The organism is Okeania sp. SIO2C2 (assembly GCF_010692625.1).
GTDB classification, from domain to species: Bacteria; Cyanobacteriota; Cyanobacteriia; order Cyanobacteriales; family Microcoleaceae; genus Okeania; species Okeania hirsuta.
The window spans coordinates 26,485-48,197 of the sequence record NZ_JAAHGM010000030.1; the positions used below are offsets into that span (position 1 = coordinate 26,485).

The 21,713-nt window shown below is 34.5% G+C and carries 20 protein-coding genes and 1 pseudogene; 7 read left to right on the plus strand and 14 right to left on the minus strand.

Translation table 11 applies throughout. The features are described 5' to 3' along the window. Positions 1-4 precede the first annotated feature (4 nt). Together F6K18_RS21715 and F6K18_RS21720 are read right to left on the minus strand one after the other, a co-directional pair. Positions 5-1,027 (minus strand): CapA family protein, encoded by a 1,023-nt coding sequence (locus F6K18_RS21715; RefSeq protein WP_287523945.1) that lies wholly within the window; start codon positions 1,025-1,027, stop codon positions 5-7. Between the two features lie 467 nt (positions 1,028-1,494). Continuing rightward, a complete protein-coding gene (locus tag F6K18_RS21720) occupies positions 1,495-2,685 on the minus strand; it encodes a glycosyltransferase (RefSeq protein ID WP_287523947.1) in 1,191 nt (396 codons plus the stop codon). 69 nt (positions 2,686-2,754) lie between these two features. On the opposite strand from F6K18_RS21720, the gene F6K18_RS21725 reads away from it, so the two are divergent. Next, positions 2,755-3,042: a hypothetical protein gene (locus F6K18_RS21725; protein WP_287523949.1), complete on the plus strand. Its 288-nt coding sequence runs from the start codon at positions 2,755-2,757 to the stop codon at positions 3,040-3,042. Positions 3,043-4,029: 987 nt separating this feature from the next. Here the strand turns inward: F6K18_RS21725 and F6K18_RS21730 are convergent. The 3 genes from F6K18_RS21730 to F6K18_RS21740 form a co-directional block, all read right to left on the minus strand. Continuing rightward, a complete protein-coding gene (locus tag F6K18_RS21730) occupies positions 4,030-4,356 on the minus strand; it encodes a fasciclin domain-containing protein (protein WP_287523951.1) in 327 nt (108 codons plus the stop codon). 720 nt (positions 4,357-5,076) lie between these two features. Beyond that, on the minus strand, positions 5,077-5,643 hold the full coding sequence (locus F6K18_RS21735; protein ID WP_287523953.1) for a fasciclin domain-containing protein: 567 nt from the start codon (positions 5,641-5,643) through the stop codon (positions 5,077-5,079). A 489-nt stretch (positions 5,644-6,132) separates the two neighbouring features. After that, the gene (locus tag F6K18_RS21740) at positions 6,133-6,948 is read right to left on the minus strand and encodes an MBL fold metallo-hydrolase (RefSeq protein WP_287523955.1); all 816 of its coding nucleotides are present in this window, start codon (positions 6,946-6,948) and stop codon (positions 6,133-6,135) included. A 194-nt stretch (positions 6,949-7,142) separates the two neighbouring features. Between F6K18_RS21740 and F6K18_RS21745 the strand changes: the two genes are divergently transcribed. The 3 genes from F6K18_RS21745 (at position 7,143) to F6K18_RS21755 (ending at position 8,799) form a co-directional block, all read left to right on the plus strand. After that, the gene (locus F6K18_RS21745; protein ID WP_287523956.1) at positions 7,143-7,310 is read left to right on the plus strand and encodes a hypothetical protein; all 168 of its coding nucleotides are present in this window, start codon (positions 7,143-7,145) and stop codon (positions 7,308-7,310) included. A gap of 26 nt (positions 7,311-7,336) precedes the next feature. Beyond that, positions 7,337-7,903: a hypothetical protein gene (locus tag F6K18_RS21750; protein WP_287523957.1), complete on the plus strand. Its 567-nt coding sequence runs from the start codon at positions 7,337-7,339 to the stop codon at positions 7,901-7,903. A gap of 161 nt (positions 7,904-8,064) precedes the next feature. After that, positions 8,065-8,799 carry a hypothetical protein gene (locus F6K18_RS21755; protein ID WP_287523958.1) on the plus strand — a complete coding sequence of 245 codons (735 nt, stop codon included), beginning with the start codon at positions 8,065-8,067 and terminating at the stop codon, positions 8,797-8,799. Between the two features lie 412 nt (positions 8,800-9,211). Here the strand turns inward: F6K18_RS21755 and F6K18_RS21760 are convergent, their stop codons facing one another. From F6K18_RS21760 to F6K18_RS21785, 6 genes and pseudogenes are all read right to left on the minus strand, one after another. Next, positions 9,212-9,799, minus strand: a complete 588-nt coding sequence (locus tag F6K18_RS21760; protein WP_287523961.1) for an aminodeoxychorismate/anthranilate synthase component II — start codon at positions 9,797-9,799, stop codon at positions 9,212-9,214. A gap of 619 nt (positions 9,800-10,418) precedes the next feature. Further along, positions 10,419-10,928 carry a diacylglycerol kinase family protein gene (locus F6K18_RS21765; protein WP_124145357.1) on the minus strand — a complete coding sequence of 170 codons (510 nt, stop codon included), beginning with the start codon at positions 10,926-10,928 and terminating at the stop codon, positions 10,419-10,421. A 103-nt stretch (positions 10,929-11,031) separates the two neighbouring features. Next, positions 11,032-11,706, minus strand: a complete 675-nt coding sequence (gene ybeY, locus F6K18_RS21770) for an rRNA maturation RNase YbeY (RefSeq protein WP_287523964.1) — start codon at positions 11,704-11,706, stop codon at positions 11,032-11,034. Between the two features lie 38 nt (positions 11,707-11,744). After that, the gene (locus tag F6K18_RS21775; protein ID WP_124145358.1) at positions 11,745-11,954 is read right to left on the minus strand and encodes a DUF3285 domain-containing protein; all 210 of its coding nucleotides are present in this window, start codon (positions 11,952-11,954) and stop codon (positions 11,745-11,747) included. 1,016 nt (positions 11,955-12,970) lie between these two features. Continuing rightward, positions 12,971-13,918 (minus strand): annotated as a pseudogene (locus F6K18_RS21780) (alpha-E domain-containing protein). Further along, positions 13,906-14,142 (minus strand): hypothetical protein, encoded by a 237-nt coding sequence (locus tag F6K18_RS21785; protein ID WP_287523966.1) that lies wholly within the window; start codon positions 14,140-14,142, stop codon positions 13,906-13,908. Before F6K18_RS21785 ends, F6K18_RS21780 begins: the two are co-directional and overlap by 13 nt. Positions 14,143-14,287: 145 nt before the next feature. Between F6K18_RS21785 and F6K18_RS21790 the strand changes: the two genes are divergently transcribed. Continuing rightward, complete coding sequence (locus F6K18_RS21790) at positions 14,288-14,818, plus strand: zinc ribbon domain-containing protein (protein ID WP_287523968.1); 531 nt, start codon at positions 14,288-14,290, stop codon at positions 14,816-14,818. A gap of 309 nt (positions 14,819-15,127) precedes the next feature. After that, positions 15,128-15,394, plus strand: a complete 267-nt coding sequence (locus F6K18_RS21795) for a transcriptional regulator (RefSeq protein ID WP_287275240.1) — start codon at positions 15,128-15,130, stop codon at positions 15,392-15,394. Between the two features lie 418 nt (positions 15,395-15,812). Here F6K18_RS21795 and F6K18_RS21800 read toward each other — a convergent pair whose 3' ends face one another. After that, positions 15,813-18,329 (minus strand): type II CAAX prenyl endopeptidase Rce1 family protein, encoded by a 2,517-nt coding sequence (locus F6K18_RS21800; RefSeq protein WP_287523970.1) that lies wholly within the window; start codon positions 18,327-18,329, stop codon positions 15,813-15,815. 196 nt (positions 18,330-18,525) lie between these two features. Beyond that, entirely contained in the window at positions 18,526-18,666 is a 141-nt protein-coding gene (locus tag F6K18_RS21805; protein ID WP_287523973.1) for a hypothetical protein, read from the minus strand. 657 nt (positions 18,667-19,323) lie between these two features. Between F6K18_RS21805 and F6K18_RS21810 the strand changes: the two genes are divergently transcribed. Further along, entirely contained in the window at positions 19,324-20,502 is a 1,179-nt protein-coding gene (locus F6K18_RS21810) for an LptF/LptG family permease (RefSeq protein WP_287523974.1), read from the plus strand. A gap of 379 nt (positions 20,503-20,881) precedes the next feature. Here the strand turns inward: F6K18_RS21810 and F6K18_RS21815 are convergent, their stop codons facing one another. Beyond that, positions 20,882-21,256 carry a hypothetical protein gene (locus F6K18_RS21815; RefSeq protein ID WP_287523975.1) on the minus strand — a complete coding sequence of 125 codons (375 nt, stop codon included), beginning with the start codon at positions 21,254-21,256 and terminating at the stop codon, positions 20,882-20,884. Between the last annotated feature and the right edge of the window lie 457 nt (positions 21,257-21,713).

Below are 21,713 nucleotides of genomic sequence, written 5' to 3' on the forward strand. Positions count from 1 at the left end.
AAATTTAAATTGTTTCTTCTGGAAAACTTTTCTGAATATTAACCTGAAAAATAACTCCCAAATTAGTACATTTTCTCGTTTGATTGGAAATAAAGTTCCCCATAGAATAAATCGCAACTGCTTGACGAGTATCTCCATTTTTTGATGTAACGTTAAATATTTTATAGGGTTGAACTACATGAGGATGACTACCCAAAATAATATCAGCTCCTCCATTAACCAAACTTTCCACTAATTGTTTTTGTTTAGTATTAGGTAGACGTTGATATTCTGCACCAAAATGTAGAGAAACTGTAACAATATCTGCTCCTTTTTCTCTTGCCCTAGTAATATCTTGAATAATTTTTTGTTCGTCAATTAAATTTACTAGATAATCTTTTCCTTGAGGAATTGGGATACCATTAGTGCCATAAGTGTAAGCCAAGAAAGCCATCAAAATTTCATTTTTTTCCACTATTAAAATCTGTTGATATTCTGCTAAAGACGCTGCTGTACCTACTGGATAAATGTCGCGACCGCGTAAATTTTCTAGAGTTTTCAATAGACCTTTTTCTCGTCTATCTAATGAATGATTATTAGCAGTAGTTAAAATATTAAAACCTGCCCATTTAATAGCATCAGCTAATGTTGCCGGAGCATTAAATAAAGGATATCCTGTATATCCAGATTCAGGTCCTGCTAATGTTGTTTCTAGATTACCAATTACCCAATCACCAGCAGATAAAATATCTTTTACTTCTGTGAAAAAAGCTTGATAAGAATAAGTTTTAGTTTGAGAATTATAGCCAGATTTGATTTGCATACCGTGCATCATAATATCTCCAACCGCCATTAATTTTGCCTCGGTAACGTAGGGAGTTGGTTGAGGTGGTTGAGGTGATTCTACAGGTAAAGTTTCTGGTAGTTTTTCTGTTTTAGTTTCGGGGTATATATTGCAGCTAGAAATAAATAGTATTCCACTTAGAAAAATCAATCTAATTAACTTCTTATACTCAAAATTATTGAATTTATCGATCCAAATAATCATCTTTAAATTTACTCAAATTATTGGAATTGTATAGCAGGAAACAGGCAACAGGCAACAGCGGGAAAAAGATTGCCTAGTCTAAAATTCATCATTAGCATAAGTCCTAAGCAAATTATTCCTCGCTATGTTAAAAAAAGATATTATCACATATTGGAGGGAGTCAAACTTATTTATTTAAGGAAAATGTGCTTGAAAAGCTTAATTTTTCGTTTTTAATTCTCAAAATATTTAGGGTTTTTAGCAAAAATATTATTAGTGGGATAGGTTCATTATCTTTTTATTTTAGGTATAATACCCCGCTGTCTACACGATGTTTATAATTAGTTGGGGTTAGTTGGGGTGTGAGTTACCATCTACTTTTTTCTTCTTCCAACTTTAGTTATTCCTGCTTCATTCTTCAAACAGTGCTGGAGTTTAATATTACTTAAACTCTATAATTTTTTGATTGGAAAAATTTATTTATATTCCTACAAAATAAAACCCATCGACTCTAACCCTTGCCTAATTCTTTTTGCTTCTGTAGGATTATATTTTTCATGTAAACTAATAGCCTTCCCAAACGCCTCTAAACTTTCTGGTACTTGACCTACTTTCAACAATACAACTCCCAAATTTTGATAAGCTTCTGCATAATTACTATCAAGCTGAATTGCCTTTTGATAAGAAGCGATCGCTTCGGTAAACCAACCCATTTCTTTCAATACCATTCCTCGGTTATAGTGACCAACTGCAAAATTAGGGTCTATTTGTAAAGCAATTTCATAGTTAATTTTTGCATCCTGTAAATTTCCTTCTTCTTTCAACAAACTACCCAAATTATTGTATGCTCCCAACTTTAACTTAGGCATAACATTTAACTCTATTGCTGTTTTATAATGACTTTTTGCCATTTCTCTATCTTGTTGTTGTCGATAGGCAATAGCTAAGTGATAATGCAGCTCATACAAAATTGTTATATCTACCTCGGGGTCTTGTAAACCTCGAAATAACAATTCCATTCCTTTCTGTTTTTCACCAATTTCTATATACAAAGCACCTAACTTACTACAAACATAAACATCATTAGGATAATTACTAAAATAACTTTCCATCGCTGCTTTTGCTCTTTGCAGTTTATTTTTAGAAGTAATTTCTCCCTTTTGATAACCCTCATGTAAAACTGCTATATCTGGCAACGAAGCTATTTCCCAGTGAGATTCCTTCGCCAAAATCTCAGTAATACTATCATCAACTATAGCGTGATAAGGCCGAGAAAATTTTATTTCAGGATGATTTCTAAACAGACGAGAAACCAAAGAATATGGAGACTGTTGTGCCCCTATTTCCTCCCTAATTAAATTAATTAAAATGTAGCGATCGCTCTTAATTGCTTCCTGAATATGTGGAGCTATTTTTGGTGAGAGATATTCATCAGCATCTAATACTAAAACCCAATCACCAGTAACATATTTCAAAGATTCATTTCTTGCTGCTGCAAAATCATTACACCATTCAAAATAATGTACTTTAGCACCAAATTCTTGAGCTATTTCTGGCGTTCGGTCAGTTGAACCCGTATCTAACACCACCATTTCATCAACCGTATCTTTCACACTTGCCAAACATCGAGGCAAGTTTTTTTCCTCATTTTTAACAATAATGCAGAAACTCAAATTCATATTCTAGCAATTAGCATTCAGCTATCAGCGATTAGCGTTAAAATTATATCATTTCCGTTGGTATAAGTAATGGATAAAGAAAAACACACCAATGAGAAACAGAATAAAAAAAAGCTACTTCTTCCCATTCTTTTTTATCTACTAGGAGATTCTAAAAGTCTCAAGTTTAGTCACAACAATAATGTAAGCATTCAGCGCTTCAGCTATGAACTATTAACTAATTGTGGTATCGAAGGAGGAATTAGTCCCCAAAGAGAATTAAAAGTTATGTTTGCTTCCGCATTCCGCACCGAAAGAAAAAGTTTATCAGCTAACTTTAGTAGTTATACCAATTTGATAAGTGTTTGTTACAAATAGTAGAAGTAAGAAAGAAGGAAGAAGGAAGAAGGAAGAAGGAGGAAATATTGAAAAAAAGGTAAAAAAATAGAAATAATCATCTAAAATAAACGAGAGTCACTATTTTTAAACATATCTGATTGAGAGGCACTTTTCATAGCATTCTTTTTTCAAATTGGTATTATACCAAATCTCAAAAAGTTTGCTATATATATCTTTGTAATAGAGAGGTAGGGATATGCTAATCAAACATAGTATTACTATTCAGAAATAGTATTACTTGAATATGTTCATGGGTCTGTTTGCTTCCGCATTCCGCAGGAAATTCTGAATGCTAATAGCTGAATGCTTACACAATAATTTAACTTCTGACTTCTACCTTCTGATACCAATTTGATAAATGTTTGTTACCGAATTATTAATTATTAATTATTAATTATTAAATAATTTTGGTTTAAAGCCTCCCCTTTTAAGGGGAAAAAAAAAGAAATAATATCTCCTTATATTCAATTCCGTAACGGTTTTAACCAGAGGTAATTATCAATTATCCATTATCAATTATCAATTCATGAAAAATGGTAGGGACGTTGCATAAGGGCGTCCGTACGAAAGAAGGAAGAAGAAAGAAGGAAGAAGGGATAAATATTGACAAAAAGGGAAAAACAATATAAATAACTATCTAAAATGAACTGGACTAGCTATTTTTAAGCATATTCGAGCAAGGTCTACCTTTTTGTAGCATTCTTTTTTCAAATTGGTATGACTTCTAACTTCAACTATAGCTTCTTCCTTGAATTTACAAAACTTACTAAAAAAACCCATTCCTACTCTACTTCTGAATGAGGTATGTTCAAAATATTTCTATTCCTAAGATAGCGATCGCTAATAAGTGGTCGTGCAAAATTAATTACACATTTATAATAAGCTAAATTATTTCCTTTCTCAAGAGCGCAGAAAATTAGAATAGGTAGATTATTTTGCTTAGGTACTTAATAGAAGTAATACTCATTATCTGGATGGTAAAATTACAGAATCAATAACATGAATCACACCATTACTTGCAGGTACATCTGGAATAATTACATTAGCATCATTTACCTTTACACCTGCATTGGAAACTTTAACGTAGATATCATCACCTTCAAGAGTTCTTACCTCTCCAGATTCTAAGTCTCCAGACATTACCTTACCAAAAACTACATGATAAGTCAGAATTTTGATTAGTGCGTCTTTGTTTTCTGGAAGTAATAAATCTTCTACTAATCCTGGTGGTAAAGCTGCAAATGCTTCATCAGTAGGTGCAAATACTGTAAATGGGCCACTTAATTGTAGCACTTCTACTAAACCAGCAGCTTTTAGTGCCGCAGCTAAAGTATTGAATTTACCTTCTTCTACTGCAGTTGATACAATATCTTGATCTTGAGCATCAGCAATTAGTATCGGTTGATTAACTACTTGCTGATTAGCTACTGCGGGTAGACTATAAAAGCGCTAGCAAAGATTAGCGCTAAAGTAGTACAGATTAATCCTAAGATATTGATGGACTTTTTGAAGAGAGTTAGAATATTTTGGGTATTCATATTTTCCCAATTTCATTAACTACATTATTAAAAATAGTACAAAAACTGGAACTTATCTGAAAAATATTTCAAATGTAGAACTATGACTTCTGACTTTTGACTCGATAAAAAAACCCATTCGTAAGCATATTTAAGAATGGGGTAGATTTACCAATTATTAATAATTAATAATTAAATAATTTTGGTTTAAAGCCTCCCCTTTTAAGGGGAAAAAAGCGGTTGAGGGATGGCGAGGTCCCCTCGCCATATCCAATCAACCAAGAGAAGAAATAATATCTCCTTCTATTCAATCCTCTCGGTTTTAACCAGAAGTAATTATCAATTAATGAAATATTTCCAATAAATTACAGCATATTTCGGGCAAATGAGGTACAAGCTTGAATGGTAAAATCATTGTAGTGCGGGCATCTTGCCCGCGACCAGTTACCTCATAACAACGGAAACCGCTATAAATGGTATAACGCTAATTAATTAATTAGTCAGGAATAATTACTGTATCAATGACATGAATTACACCATTACTCGCAGGTACATCTGCCTTAACTACATTAGCTTCTCCAACTTTAACACCTGCATCAGAAACATCAATGTTTACCTCACTACCTTCTACAGTCTTAACCATTCCAGATTCGAGGTCGCCAGACATTACCTTACCAGGGACTACATGATAAGTCAGAATTTCTACCAGTTTATCTTTGTTTTGTGGCAATAATAACTTTTCCAATGTTCCTGCTGGTAAAGCTGCAAATGCTTCGTCAGTAGGAGCAAATACTGTAAAAGGGCCTTCTCCTTGAAGTACTTCTACTAAACCAGCAGCTTTTAGTGCCGCAGCTAAAGTATTGAATTGACCTGCTTCTGCTGCAGTTGCGACAATATCCTTAGAGTGAGAGTCAGCAATTAGTAAAGGTTGGTTAACTACTGACTGAGTGGAAGATTTTTGAGAGAAGTTAGCTACTGCGGGTAGACCGAAGAATGCGGTAGTACCAACTAATCCTAAAATAGCGATCGCTTTTTTCATCAGACTTATATTTTGATTATTCATAGTTCATAAAAATATAGTCAAATATGACATATCCTTATTTTGCAGCTTTTACCTTGACTGGGTGAACTACAACACCCTCTATCCCATAGCTAAAAGCATTTGGGACTGCTTTTTCTTTTCCTCATTTATTTGATTATCTCCCTGATTCAATTTCTACTTGGTCATAATACAGAGGCTTGGACGTAGGTTCTGATGTGTCTAGAGGTAGCGTGTCAGTCCAGGAATTTCACCCTATTAAAATCAGATCGTTGACTCTTGAGGCTATTTGATTTTCAATCATCACAGACATTGTTAGATTATGTCAATAGTTGCCCCAATTTCTGGAGACCATATGACTATATATGACTATATTTGTTTTGAATGTATATGATACCGAGCTACTTTTCCTGTTTGTTAAAAAGTGTAAACTTAGTTCTATTTATCTTAACAAAATTTTAATAAGTGTCAAGATAATTTACATAATTATACTTAAGTTTTACTTTTCAGTTTTTAATTACTTCCGAGAGAATCCGGAGATAGTTGATCGAATCCATAGCTCAAAACTTCTATTATCGAGCCTTCTTGAGGAACATCAGCTCTAGTAATCGAAATTGTATCCTGATTTACAACTCTGACTGGAGTTCCTTCCATCACACTGAGAAATTCCTCGATAGGAACAATATCACAAGTAGCTTCATCAGCAGCTTCAGTTTTGTAATGAGTGGGAATCACAATTCTGGGTTTTAGCACTTCCAATGTCTGTTTTGCCTCCAAAGGGGTATATGCTTTTGGCCCTCCCCCTACAGGAATGAGTAGCAAATCTGGACGACCAATTAAAATACGTTCTTCTATGCCAATGGGACTTGCTAGTCCCCCTAAATGCAAAATCTTGATTCCTGCTTGCTGCCATAACCAAGCCACATTAGTCCCGAATCGACGTCCACCTTCTCTATCTTTAGTAGTGCGAATTCCTTGAATTTGTCTATTATCAACCTGATAAACTCCAGGTTCATATAACAACATTGGTGGGGGATTACTTGTAAAGTTTTCTACTACTCCCTCATCTAATAATCTACTACTAATTAAAATTAAATCTGTATCTACTGTAGGGTTGCGATATCCTGCTGTACAACCTATTGGGCGAAAAGGATTTACTAATACTTTAGTAGCTGTATCTTCAAATAAAAAGCAAGTATGTCCTAACCATTTAATTGTTAAAGATTCTCCTGTTTGTGCCTGAGAATGGTGAAATTTAGATGTTAAACCAGTTCCCATTAAGGCTAACAAACTTGCTTGTGTATAACGTATAAATTTTCGTCTTTTCATCTTTTATTTGTTACTCTGAGTTTCACAATATTTTCTCTTTTAGATACTATACATCTCTGTTAGACTGATGAGAATACTTTTTTGTGGGATAGGATAATTTTTAACAATCTTCACCTTTAACTATTGTATATCTAATCAAACATATTTTTGACATAAATAAACACTCTAATCAATGACAGCAACTAAAAAAAATAATGGATTCTAATCAAGGAGAAATAGGCGGTAAATCCTTCTATCAATCTGAACCACTCATCCCTCGTCTCAGAGGAATTATTCGAGATTATCCTGAAGGTGTTGGTATTCTCAAAGAGTTAATTCAAAATGCTGATGATGCCAAAGCTACAAGGGTTGAAATTATTTAGATTGGCGGACTCATCTAGCAAAAAACTTGCCTGATAATCGTATGGAAAAATTAATGGTTCCGGCAATTTTAGTCTACAACAATCAAGTTTTTCGAGACCAAGATTTTGAGAGTATTAAAAGTTTAGGGCAAAGTAAAAAATCCCAAGATTTACAAAAAACTGGTCGCTTTGGAGTAGGTTTTAATGCTATTTACCATGTGACTGATTTTCCTAGTTTTATTTCTCGGCAAAGTCTGATATTTTTTGACCCTCATGGTGCTGCTATTCCAGGAACTTCTCGACAGGAACCGGGAAGAGAATGGAGTATTGCTGCTGAGAAATGGTATGAGAAATATCCTGATTTTATGAAGGTCTATGAGGTGGGTGGGTTGTTGTTTGGTAATGCTATTTATGATTATCTGTATAAAAATTTTGTAGATAACCGAAATGTCACAAATCAAGAAAAGCTAAAAATTCAAAAACGTTTTAATCATCGCCCCTGTTTATCGGATGAATCTTCCAGTAAATTTTGGCAGCCAAAAAATACTTTTCAAGTTAAAGTTCCTTTTTTTTTGCCACTCGTCGTATTTGTCTCACTCCTTCCCACCCTTTAGCAGAAGTTTCTCAACTTTTAGGACAAAAACAATCCCCTACTGTTGTAGATTATTTAGACTTTCTTGAAGAGATATTTGAACAGAGCGATCGCTTACCTCTAAACTCTGAAGATAAAATTTGTGTTATTCAAGTTTTCCAACGTTTAGAAGCTCAATTATCTTTGGAAAGAAGTTCAGTTAAAAATATACCTATTCTTAATACAAATCATCAATTATTTCCTGCCAATAAAATTTTAATACCTGATGCTCATTGGTGGCGAGATTATATAGATAGTACCTGGTTATTACACCCTCAAGTATCTGTTAAATTGGCAAAACTAGCAGGTAGTTTTTCTTTATTCAAAGATATTATTGAAATTCCTCAAAATGTCAAACCTGCTGAGAATAACCAATCTAATGAATGGTGTATAAAATGGCAAAATACTCTCAATTCTCCAGAATTTATTCATGGTCTACAGAGATTAATTTTTCACTACCACGACTTAGAATCAGAAGTAGACTTCAACTGGTTAAAAACTGCTCAAGTTATCTCCGCTAGTGAAATTAATGTAGATTTAGTTTTGCCAGATAAAACTCTGGTCGCATCATCTATTCCTGGGGTTTATTATTTTGATGCTAACCAGAGAATTTTTTATCTTATTTCTAGTGCTAGTAGATATATTATGCTCTGCTATCTGGCAGAAATTATTAACATTCAACTGGGAAACTTTTCTCTAGATAATCTTCTGCCTCTTGCCAGTATTATTGATGCTGAATCTGAAAATGTTAGCTTGATCTTAAATGAATTAAGAATTAGGTCTTTTCCCAATGAAAAAATTATTTCTGCCGACCCTTCATCCGAAGATTGTACCGAGCATAAAAGTAGCGATCGCCAGATTTATTGGGGAGCATTTTAATTATAGCGCTACACTCTAGGGAATAGGGAATAGGGAATAGCAAACTGTAAAAGAGTTTTAGGATTGAAAAATGTCCGCGCCCAATTCTTGTAGTGATATAAAATTACCAAACTATGGTGTATTATAGAAATTAATTATTAAGATGGGTTAATTTTGACTTTTAAAAGAATAATACTAAATCCGGTTATCATAGATCACGTTTTTCGCCCTTCCGCTCTAATCCTTCTTCCTTCTTCCCTCTTCCCTCTTCCGTAGGGACGTTGCATGCAACGTCCCTAAAATTTGTAACAAACATTTATCACACTTGGTATCACAATAAATCTATCCATCTTTGTCCATCCCACATATACCGTTCTTAGAAACCTATAATGATCAGATTATAGACAACAGTTAAAAAACCCTATTAAAAATTCTATAACTTTTCCAAAAAATTTCTAATTAACAACTTTCCAGAATTAGTTAAAATACTTTCCGGATGAAATTGTACCCCCTGAATATGAGGATAATTTCTATGTCTAACACCCATAATAGTTCCATCCTCAACCCATCCCGTAATTTCCAATACTTCAGGAAAACTTTCCTTATCTATAACTAAACTATGATATCTCGTAGCAATTATAGGATTATCTAACCCTTCAAAAATACCTACTCCGTGATGATAAATTTCAGAAGTTTTACCGTGCATTAATTCTGGAGCAGCAACAATTTTTCCTCCAAATACTTGACCAATACTTTGATGACCGAGACACACCCCCAATATAGGTAAACTTACTCCTAATTCTTTAATTAATGCTTGAGAAATTCCGGCATCTTCAGGGCGACCAGGACCTGGAGAAATAACCACTCCATCAGGTTTCAAGTCATTAATTTCTGCCAAAGAAATTTTATCATTACGGTAAACTTTAACATTAGCTGCAACTGCTAATTCTGCACCCAATTCACCTAAATATTGTACTAAATTGTAGGTGAAACTATCGTAATTATCTATAACTATAATCAAAGCGTTCTACTCCTTAATTTCCTAGATATATTTAATCTCTCAATCGATGGGTGGTCGCTAATTTTTCTGATTAGTTATTTTGAGAAATAATTTCTCAAGCGTAAGATTCATAAAACTGAAAGTTTTACTACTGAGCTAAAGAGAAAAATAGCAACTAAAGCACAAACAACACTCTAATTTTATTAAAATTCTAGCTTCATTGCACTGATGCAAAAAGTATTTTTTAACCAACCAACTTTCAAAATACTTTGATTATAGCTAGACCTCTACTCCAGTAAAAATTATTTTTACTGTAAAAAGCCAGATGCTTTGATAATGGCAAAAACTTATATAGTAATTTTATTTGAGTTAGGTAAAAAAACTGGTCGCTTTTAGGCAACAGGCAAAAGACAACAGGTAACATAGAAGAAGGTTTGCCGGACTTTTTACTGTTAGTAAATAACCAACTCTTGTTTGAAATTTCATTAAATATCAACTTAAAATCTCAAATCTTGCACCCCATTTAATCAATCAAAGCGATAATCCCTAGTGCAGGATGGCGGAAATAACTGACCAGTTACAAAATCCTAAAACAATTACAAATTAAAAATGATTGACTTTTAACTTCCGCGTAGCGGCACTAACTACTAAAAGTATCAATAACTAGACTTAATAATTGAGGTAAAATCAGATAACTTGCGATAAGCAATGCGACAATAGCTGAAATTAAAACAGCACCTGCAGCACAATCTTTAGCAATCTTGGCTAACTCGTGGTAACTTTTTTTAACTGTTAAATCTACCACAGATTCAATAGCAGTATTCAGTAATTCCATAGCCATAACCAATCCAATAGTTAACACAATAACTGCTGTTTCTATTGGTTTTAACTCTAATAAAATACTCAAACTAACAGCAACAATACCGATGAAAGTATGAATCCGAAAATTACGCTGAGTCTGGAAAGCATAAGACAATCCTGCCCAAGCATATTTGAAGCTAATTAAAAGACTATTTGCTACTTGCCAAGATAATTCTCTATTAGGTTTAACTGTACTTTTAGAACCCTTTATTTTCGGAGCAGAAGAATTTTTCGATTTGTGTATAAAAGTGGCTTCATTGTAAGATATTGATGACTCATTCAGTTTCATAATTTATCTACCTCAGTTCAATTTAATAAATAAGGCCCAGATAATCAAAGACTTACTCGATTAATAGTCTATCTAAAAAGTTCAAAATTTACCCTTAGTCTTGTCAATTTTCTAAAGTGATTTGTTTCTCAATAGTAATTCCAACGGCATGAAGCAAAAATAATTGCTGTTTGAGCATTTGTTGCCAACTCTTTTCGTCAAGATGATCCCATCCAAGTAGGTGTAGAAAACCATGGGCGGCTAGCCAAACTAATTCAGTTGTTAATGAATGTTCCAGTTGTCTAGCTTGCCGAATGGCCGTCTCAACGGAAATTACTATATCACCCAGATATAGTTGTAAATCAGAATCTAGTACTTTTGGCTGAGGAACATTTACTTCCAGAGCAGCAAAAGCTAAAACATCTGTTGGTTGATTCCGGTCGCGATACTGATGATTAAGGATTTGGATTTCGCCATCCCCGGTCAGACGTAGAGTAAGTTCGTAGTTTTCAGCAAGTGGAATATTTGGTTGTAGAATTTCTAGCCATTTTTGAAACCAATATGCCCAATTTTCAGAAGATATGGGATAAAATTTTTCCTTATCAGAATAATTGGGTCTAAAACCCTGCTTTGATTGGCTAAATGTTTTTGGAGACTTGCTCAAATCCCCCTTACAAAAACAACTTCTGACTTCTGAATTCTGACTTCTGACTTCGTCAACATTCTGGACTTTTAATTTTTCTACTTCTGACACAGAGGATGACCAGAAATAATCCTGAACACTTACTTCCAGATACAACCTTAAATTCTCCTTTCCGCTCAAAAATGTGATTTTAATTATCGCGTTAGATAGGCAAGGCCAACCAATATACCTACAAGTCCAATGGTTGTCAGGGCAAAATGTTTGAGTGATTTACTTCCCTTCCTCACCATATTTCTCATGGCCAGTTTGACATAACTGGGTTTTGGTTCAGTTGTGGAAGCATTCGTTTCTATCTGTGTCTGTGTTTGTCTGGAGTCTTGAGTTGATGAAGATAAATTACTCATAAAAATCAATATATTTACAGTTTTCTAGTGGTTGTTATTTGTCTCGAGCTGAGTTTTAAATTGATGATAAAGTCGATACTACTATAACAATAATATTAACTCTTGTGTCTATACATCGACTCTTGATTATTTTTTCATCAAATTTTTTGCCTTATAGCTTAAATATAAATATATTGATGAAAAAGTTACTCTTGATCATAATTGACAAATTGATCGAGGAAAAATATCTAAATTTTTCAGGAACAGTGAATAAAGGACATATATATGAAATAGTTCTGCTGTGAATAATACAGCAGATTCGGTCGTATATAAGATACAAATATTAACGTTAAGATGTTGGTAGTGCGGGCATCTTGCCCACGAAGGATGTACCTCACGCCTGATGAAATCTGCTGTAATTATTAATTATTGGGTTACTGGTAGTTTAGAAGTTTCTTGTATCGAGTCAAAAATATTCGATCTTTGGCTTAATTTTGGGCGTTGCTGAGTAGTAATGATTTTTAGATTAAGTATCAACGCAAAACATAAGTTTTTCAATTTTACCTTCAGCTACTTACCATTACATTTCAGCAACGCCTAATTTTGAATAATAATTATTAGACATCTCCTCCATGCATAGGGAGTAGGAAGTAGGGACGTTGCATGCAACGTCCGTAAAGAGTAGGGAGAAAGAATTGATAATTTATGTGCAATAATTGATTTGATTTTTTATTGTTGGAGATATCTATTAATTATTGGATTATATCATGTCCGGATAAGAGCCTGACCAAAAAAACTTTCCCCTGCTTATAGCTTAAAACTCCCTCTTCTTCCCTCCTGTATGTCGCACTACCGACAGCTCCCCTACCTGACTCCTTCCTGATTATTTATAACTATTCAACCGGACATAATATTACTGGTAGTTTAGAAGTTCCTTGTATCGAGTCAAAAATATCTAATCGTTGGTTTAATTGAGAAATTAATCTATAATTGAGAGGAGAAAATTAGGCGATTTTCATTCGACTTTATCGCATTTGCTAATTATTTAATCGCTGTCCCTCTATCGGTTGAAGATCGAAAAAAGGTTCAAAAATTTTCTCTCCTGTCTGATTAATTCTCGTTTGTAAATTATCCAGAAATTCGTGTAAACCAGTTTGAATTATTTCCTATATTGTTAAATAGTCTAACTCAGAACATAAACGACCCAATACTTTTTCTACTGGATGTTTTTTCATACCTTGAGTTACTCCAATAATTTGATAGAGCGATCGCTCTGTTGAACTTAAACAATATTGAATTGAGCGGGGAAACTCTCGGTCTAATATTAAAAATTCTACTATTCCATTAGGGGTAATTCTATGTTGTTGATGTTTGCAATACATTTCATAAGCACTTGCTGACTTTAATAATGCCATCCATTGTACTTCGTCTAGTGGAGTTCCAATATCTTTAATTGAAGGTAAAAGAATATAGTATTTAACATCAAGAATACGGCTAGTTTTATCAGACCGTTCTAAAAATCTGCTCATTCTACCAAAATGCCATGCTTCATTGTGACTCATAGTAGCATCCATGATACCTGAAAATAAATGTTCACCCATTTTTACCTTCTCAAAAACTTCTGAATTATCAGAATTTTTTAAACCATTATTAGCAACATCTTTTACCATTAAATAAAATGAGTTAACTTGCTCCCACATTTCTGAGGAAATAATTTCCCGAATGGAACGAGCATTTTCTCTAGCTAGACGCAGACATGAAATAATAGACTTAGGGTCGTCACAGTCAAAAGTAAGAAATTGAATTACATTTGCTTCTGTTGCTTCGCCATAGCATTGTTGAAATAAAGGTAAATCTCCAGTAGTAATAACTATAGGTTGCCACTGTTGAATTACACCAGGAGAATCTAATAGTAGATTGAGATTTACATCAACAAATCCGGCAACATTTTCTGCCCTTTCAACATAACGATTTAGCCAGTAAATTGAAAAGGAAAAATACGTTCTGTACCTTGACTATCACCATAGACATTAAAAGTTGCTCCAAGTTTTACCATTGCGACTTGTGCAGCTTTTTGTCGCATCAATAGTTCACCTACAGAAAGAGAATTAATTCTTTCTATCAATAATTGAGCTTCTGGACGAGGTTGATTTTTACTGATGAAAAGTTCATCGTAGAATTCCCCCGGTGTATAAGAATCAAATTGCACTATTTTTATTTATAATTTATCAACTACTTGATGATAATTAAACTTTTATTGTACAAGTAAGTTTAAAGTTTACATAATTAAGTAACAATTATTATTAAGAAAATTGTTATAATATATACAATTAAGTAATGATCGACTAAAAGTTATGGCTTACAAATGCAATCTTAGTAATGGCCAGCAAGTTTATATTGAAAATCAGGTAATGCAAACTGTGGTTACTCTTTCCAGTGGTAGTCCTGGTCAACAACAACAGGCAAGTACAGGGTTTCAAACAAGTAAATGGACTGTAGTACCCACTTTGTTTAAAACTGCTACTGGAGTAATTTTGCGGATAGAGTCGGAACAGGGACAATCTTTTGTTCAGTTGCAGGCAGGTGGAATAAGTACTATCAGTGGGACGCCTACTTTGAGTGATGCCGAAGTTTTATCGCTTCAACAAGTAGAGGCAACACCTAGCAAAAGTATGCCACCGATGGAACCAATGAAACCAATGGAACCGATGAAAATGGGCAATATGGAAATGAAGATGAACTCAATGCAGATGCGGATGGGTAATATGTCGATGGAAATGGGGTCAAGTTCCTCTGCAAGTTCTGGGAAGGGTTTTTGTTCTCAATGTGGTGCTCCTGTACAAACAAGCGATCGCTTTTGCTCTAGTTGTGGTTATCAGTTGTAATTGTAGTCTTGAAATTTTAATTTTATTTAGGTGTGTAGTTGCGTTAAACGCGCCTACAAATAAAGACTTTTTTTATAACTAATTATCTGAATATTATATTACCTATATTATATTCAGTAGGATCTATCTTTGCTGTAAAGAATAGACAATTTTGATAAAATTGTTTTGGTCAAAACTTATTTATCTAATTGAGCAATAAAATCAATCATTATTATTGCTTTTTTTCTTACTTATTCCTTTTATAAAGCACTTGTAATATTCTTTTTTTATCAAATTATATATAGTTAAAAATAATCAGGAAAATGCACAATGAAAATTGATATTGATATAATGACTCGCTATTTACATAGAATGCGAAATCAACCAGGGTGGGCTTCTCTAAATGAAGTTGCGACATCTATGAATATGGATAGAGCTACATCTAGACGCTATACGAAAACAGCAGAAGAATGGGAATTAATTGAGCGTCAACATTTAGAAAATCAGCCTACTCAAATTCAAGCAACTAAGAAATTAATAGAATTAGAGTCTGGAGAAGTCCGAAAAATTGTACAGGCAAATTGTCAAGGTTTTTAGTTTTATAGCAGAGGGAATAAGTAAGAAGGAATAAGTAAGAAGAAAGAGGGGAGTGTGGGAATAAACTCGGCAAACTATAAATAAATTGGTTAATGCTATTGTAGAAAAAACTGGAGAGTTTGAATGTCTAACTCCTGAAGCTTTTATTAATAAATATATTGAATATCATGTTCTGTAGAACATTTATAATCAGGCTCGTAGTTGGATTTTAGTCCGAATACAAATATTGTCAGGGCTAGAGCAATACTACAAACCATATAATTTATTATTAAGTAATGATCCAATGAAGCTTTTATTAATAAATATATTGAATATCATGTTCTGTAGAACAGTTATAATCAGGTTCGTAGTTGGACTTTAGTCCTAATAAAAATATTGTCAGGACTAGAGCAATACTACAAACAAAAACTTGATAATATTAGTTACTCCCATACAACTTTTCTTTACCTCCTAACCAATATTGCCAAATCACAACTACTGCCCAATGAATAATTACTACAACCCACAAACAACCAGTTAATTGATAAGCTACTGTACATACTAATCCTAAAATTCCTGTCAATGTCAAAAAAATCGGTTTCATAAAAGTTGGGTTTCCCTGGGGATGGAAAGTTAGAGCATTTATTGGATGATAAATAATAAACAAAAATAAACTTAACCCTGCCCACAACCACCACATAATAGTTGAAACTCTCTCAGTGGGATGAGGCAATAAAAAAACTCGAAATATTAATTCTTCGATTAACGCTGGAGTAAAAAATGCCATTACTAACCCCTGAAATAACTCTTTGATATTGGAAAAACCAGAACTAACCTGCAAAAATCCTGAATTAAAGCCTAATGGTAAAGCGATCGCTCCATAAACCAATAACGTCATCCCAACAACTAACCAGTCTTGACCATTCATCAGACGAGAAGCAAATATCAAACGCTCAATTAACTTTGAAATTAGAGGAAACTGCCCCAATGCAACAGTCGGTGCCACTGGTTCAATATCTGGGTCATATCCTCCCACCTGGTTAGTGCGGAGAAACCATAATTCTGCACCACTTTCCAGGAAAATAGCGCTAACTTCATCGTGAGCGCGACGAGGCATCATTGATCGCCAACTCAAAATACTGTTAACAATACTAATCTCATTCACAAACCCATTTCTCGCATTTATCCCTGCCAAATATTCAGCATTTTGTTGCCAGTCTGGGCGCACAACACCTCTGGGAACTAAAGCCTTTTCCAGTTTTTTCCCCAAAGACACAAGTTGTTGAAACCTTAATGTTTGTGGATCGTTGGGATGAGATTTTAGCCAGGTTTGAATTTCTGGTGTGGAATAAAACTTATTCTCAATACTTTTAATGGCAATAAAAAGTGCTTGACTAGAGTCTTGGACACAAGAAGTTGCTGGAGTAACTCTTGCTACCCCCGTGCCATCCCCCGTGCGGTAACGAGCTGTCATTATTTGTAACTGATACATAAATTCTCGGAAAGGGGAGAGGATGACACCGCCAAAATCATAATCTTTAAGTGCGTCTAATTTGATGACTACATCCGAGACTGGGCGAGTTCCTAACCATCCTTTTTCCAAATTTCCCATATAATTTTCCCAGTGGTGAGTACCGGAAATTATGCCGTTGGAATTTTGGGCGTAAACTTGTTGGTATTTGATGTCAAATTGTAATTCGTTGGTAAAAGTATCTCGCACTACTTGAGCTAAACCGTAAGAAAAATGTCCGGTAACTGTTCCTGCAAGTATGGGTTCACCTTTTTCTCCACCAATACCCCCGAATAGATGAATGACTAAAGCATAATCTCCTTCTTTTAGCAGGGAGTGGGTAGGAGAAAGTTTATCTACCTTACTTCCTTGTTCCTCAATAACTAATACACTTTGAATCGTGCCTTTGCGACTTTCCGTATTTTGCCAATTTTGGCGATCGATATATTTGATGCCTGCTGTTTTTCCCTGGATAGTTTGTTCCGGTTGTAGTTGAAAAAGCGATCGCGGTTTTACTGCTTGAACTGTAAACATTCCTTCTCTATCTTTTGCTCCATAAATATACCAACCTGCTTTCCCTGCGGGGGAGTCTGTTATTCCTTGGGGTGTTGATTGAAATAATTTGTTGGGGAGGAGTGGTTGTTGGGGAATGCGGATAATTTCTGTTGCACCGTCGAATTTTTTGGTAGTGGGGTTGTAGTGACGTACTTGGAAAAGTTCGCTGGTGCATGGTTGGTTTCCAGGACAATTTTCTGGAGTGGCGTTTGTGGTTGCCGTGCGGAGGATATCAACTAAAGCGTAATAACGTCCGGTAATTTGCATGGGTTCCAGAGTAGTTTCCAGAATAGGGGAACCTCCTTCGTTGGTTGTAATTTTGACGTTTTCCAGACCGACTATCATATCGTCGTTAGGTCTAGCTCCGGCGAGAGATTTTAAGGGACCGACTTTGGTTAAACCATTGAGGCGAGTGGGCAAGACATTGCCGTTGTTACTACTGTTTTTAGCTGCTTGAGAAAATTGAATATCTTTCGTAACAGTTTCGACGAATGTTTGTGTTAATGGTTGTTGACTCCATTGCAAAGGCAGTATTTCCCCTTCTAAATTTTTAGCTGTTTCTGGAGCGTTATAGATTTCTATCCATACCCAGTCTTGTTGGTTACTTGGTGGTGGGGAGTCTGGTTTTGGCAGAATGAGTCGCCCTCCCCAGGTTGTTGTTGGGCGGTAGAGTTGGTTGTTAATGGTCTGTTGGAGGGGGTAATAACTGGGTTGGTTGAATGGTATTTGACTGGTAATGTCGTAGTTTGATGGTTTTTTTGTTTGGGCGAAAGTGGGGAAAAGTAGGCAGAGGGTGAGGGAAATTAGAAAAACTATAACGATCCAGTTTCGGGTTAGGGAGAAGTAAGGTTTTGAGGGTTTGTTAGAAATAATAACAAGCCAATTATTCATTAGACATCTCCAATAATAAAAAATCAAATCAATTATCCCACATAAATAATCAATTCTTTCCCCCTACTTCCTACTAAGTAGGTAGGCTTAATTATCAGTACAATAGCAATAAAAATTCAAAACAGTGAAAACCTATTGATAACTAGCTTATAGGTTCTTTTTCATATTTTTTATTTTAACCTTTATTTATGCTTACCTACTTACCTCTTTTTAGTACAAGAAGTAAAACAGGAAATTTCACAAGAATGCCATTAAAACCTAACGGTAAGGCGATCGCTCCATAAATTAACACAGAAGGAGAGTCGATTACATTATCAAGTATTGAATTTACTTCCACTGTTAAAGTTTTATACGAAGGAGTTAACTTTGACACCGATACTGTCGAGCAAAAATAAACGTGATGCTGCATTGTCATGGTAGTGCATTGGAATTATTTTTGTTATGAGAAACAGCAGTGGGAACATCTTGCTCCCTTGGTAAGTGTTGCTCATCCCCATCTACAATTAAACCCACATTCCGCACCACAAAATTAAGTCAAAAGTCAAAAGTAAGAAGTAAGAAATAAGAAGAAAATTATAGTGGTCAATAGGAGTAAAGGATTCAGTAAGTATTTATGCTTAATATTTAACTGAGAATTTGACTCCCGATCAAGGTAAATGAAGATAATTTATATAGTATAAATACTTAAGCAAGCTAGGGATTTTATACTAATTTTCATGTTACAAATTGAAGTGCGGAATGTGGGATTAAATAGAATCAATATCCTCTTGGCAATTTCTCAGCTTCAGCACTTTTATTCAGATTAAGCTAACCTTAAATAATACCCTAAAACATCTCTATCGATCAGGGCAGAATTAAAAAGTCAACCTAGTGCAGGATAGCGGAAATAACTGGTTAAAAAATCCAAAAACAATTACAAATTAAGACTTTTGACTTTTGAATTTTGAATTTTGACTTCCGCGTAGTTGTAGACTTGACCTTAAATCTGAAGTATATGGAGCGCAGTATCTCAAAATCTTTATTCTTCCTACAAAGACTGGAACCCAAAATTTCAGTCATGGACCGCTACATCATTATAGAATTAATAGGGCCATTTCTCTTTGGTGTAGGATTATTTTCATCTATCGGGGTGACAGCGGGGGCAATGTTTGAATTAGTCCGAAAAGTAACAGAATCTGGACTACCTATTTCTATTGCCCTTCAAGTATTTTTCTTAAAAGTGCCAGAGTTTATTGGTTGGGCATTCCCTATGGCAATGGTACTATCGACTCTGATGGTTTACAGTCAGATGTCTAGTAATAGTGAGATAGTTGCTCTGCGTAGCTGTGGCATTAGCGTCTATCGAATGCTTATACCTGCGGTAATATTAGGTCTGACCGTAACTGGTTTAACTTTTGCCCTTAATGAAGTAATTGTACCCAATGCTAATTATCAAGCATCTCTGACTTTAGAGAGAACTTTAGACCGAGACGATCCTCCTTTTCGGGAAGAACATATTTTCTATCCAGAATTTGGCAAAGTTGAGCGACCAGACGGAAGTAAGAAAGATACCTTGACTCGTTTATTCTATGCCGAAAAGTTTGATGGTAAATATATGAGGGGCGTAACTATTGTAGATCGTTCCCAATATGGAGTTGACCAAATTGTGTCTTCTGAGTCAGCAACTTGGAATTCAGCAGAAAATATTTGGGACTTGTTTAATGGGACTATTTATATTGTATCTCCAGATGGTTCTTACCGTAATATTGTTAAGTTTGACCATCAAGAATTAAAACTTTCTACGGCACCTTTAGATTTAGCGGATAAAAGACGTACTTATCAACAGATGAATATTCCTCAATCTTATGAATATTTGGAGTTAATGCGACTGAGTGGAAATCATCGGAAAATTGTTAAAACTCAAGTCAGAATTCAACAAAAGTTTGCTGTACCTTTTGTTTGTTTGGTTCTGGGTTTAGTAGGGGCAGCTTTAGGAATTAGACCTCAGAGAAATGCCAATAGAGGGACTAGCTTTGGTATTAGTGTGATAATTATTTTTGCTTATTATTTACTTTCTTTTATTACAGGGGCAATGGGGCAAAAAGAGGTTTTGACTCCTTTTTTGGCTGGATGGTTACCCAATTTTATGGGTATTGGAGTGGCAATGTTACTTATAGCAAGAGCTTCACGTTAAGGAATTTAGAAGTCAGAAGTCAGAAGTCAGAAGTTGTTTTTGTAACAGGAATTTCTTAAGTCTGAAGTCAGAACTTAGAAGTTCAATTATTACTTTATTTTTATTATTTTGGTCAAACCAGAAAAAAGACAAAAGATTTAACTAATAACTGATTAAAAGGCAGGGTTTTAGACCCAATTATTTTGATAGTTCAAAACTAGGGTCTGCAAATCTTGAGTAATTGAAGATTAAGAGTAATTCAAGTAACATTTACCTATCTTATTATTCTTGGGTACGACTTTTTTTCATGTCATTTATTGATAGAAGTAGCACCGAAAGACTCTGCTCTGAAGGCTATTATTTATATGAAATAGGTAATCTGAAATATTGTAGCTTTTTGCTAAGACCTGCAAAATATAGGTGGGTCTGGTAATATGTGAAGATTCACTTCCCCTCCCCAAGAATTTAATTTTCCTTTATTACAACCACCTGTTACTCCTTTTGCTTCTAATGCTAAAGTATGGGTTCCTTTTGTAATAAAACCTAGATCCTTTTTTACAGATTTATAATTATCTATCTGATATTCTTCACGTCCTTTAAGTTTGTTATCAACATAGAAATAGATTATAACCGTACTACAATGACCAGGAGGGACGATATATTCAGCGTATAATATTCCATCTTCCTTTACTTTTATTTGTTCTTCGCGACGAGGTTTACAAAGTTGATCATTGCTTGTACATTCTATTCCTTTATTCCCTAATTCCTGAAGCAATTTTATCTCTTTGGTGGCATTTGATTGACTACAGTATTGACCAATTGCTGCTATTAATGCAGCTATTATTGCTACAGTTCCACCAATAGTAGCAACAATTATTTATGTTCGAGAACTTTCGTTGTTAGAACTCATCTAAATTTAAACCTTAGTTGTAATAAGTAATTAAACTTTAGTTATTTTAGCAAAAAAAATAAAGCTTAACCCTAATTATAGCAATACTTTTTATTCAAAATTTACAATTTTCTAATTTTTAGAAGAAACTATTAACGCTAAACAACAATCGGCAATCATATCATGTCCTATAAAATCCCTAGTCTATAATCGTAAGTATTCCCTGCGGAATGAATGCTGCGCAAATAGCTATTAGCTGTTAGCTGTCAGCTCTCATAAGGGGGTTTTAATGAATATAAACTTTAAAGCCAGCTTTTATAGTAAGATTTAATTCTGACTCAAT

Coding starts and splice junctions, on each gene's coding strand:
- F6K18_RS21745 (WP_287523956.1), top strand. CDS start 7,143: ATGGATTCTAATCAAGGAGAAATAGGCGGTAAATCCTTCTATCAATCT.
- F6K18_RS21765 (WP_124145357.1), bottom strand. CDS start 10,928: ATGAAACTGAATGAGTCATCAATATCTTACAATGAAGCCACTTTTATA.
- F6K18_RS21790 (WP_287523968.1), top strand. CDS start 14,288: ATGGCTTACAAATGCAATCTTAGTAATGGCCAGCAAGTTTATATTGAA.
- F6K18_RS21775 (WP_124145358.1), bottom strand. CDS start 11,954: ATGAGTAATTTATCTTCATCAACTCAAGACTCCAGACAAACACAGACA.
- F6K18_RS21740 (WP_287523955.1), bottom strand. CDS start 6,948: ATGAAAAGACGAAAATTTATACGTTATACACAAGCAAGTTTGTTAGCC.
- F6K18_RS21735 (WP_287523953.1), bottom strand. CDS start 5,643: ATGAATAATCAAAATATAAGTCTGATGAAAAAAGCGATCGCTATTTTA.
- F6K18_RS21800 (WP_287523970.1), bottom strand. CDS start 18,329: ATGAATAATTGGCTTGTTATTATTTCTAACAAACCCTCAAAACCTTAC.
- F6K18_RS21715 (WP_287523945.1), bottom strand. CDS start 1,027: ATGATTATTTGGATCGATAAATTCAATAATTTTGAGTATAAGAAGTTA.
- F6K18_RS21795 (WP_287275240.1), top strand. CDS start 15,128: ATGAAAATTGATATTGATATAATGACTCGCTATTTACATAGAATGCGA.
- F6K18_RS21725 (WP_287523949.1), top strand. CDS start 2,755: ATGGATAAAGAAAAACACACCAATGAGAAACAGAATAAAAAAAAGCTA.
- F6K18_RS21720 (WP_287523947.1), bottom strand. CDS start 2,685: ATGAATTTGAGTTTCTGCATTATTGTTAAAAATGAGGAAAAAAACTTG.
- F6K18_RS21810 (WP_287523974.1), top strand. CDS start 19,324: ATGGAGCGCAGTATCTCAAAATCTTTATTCTTCCTACAAAGACTGGAA.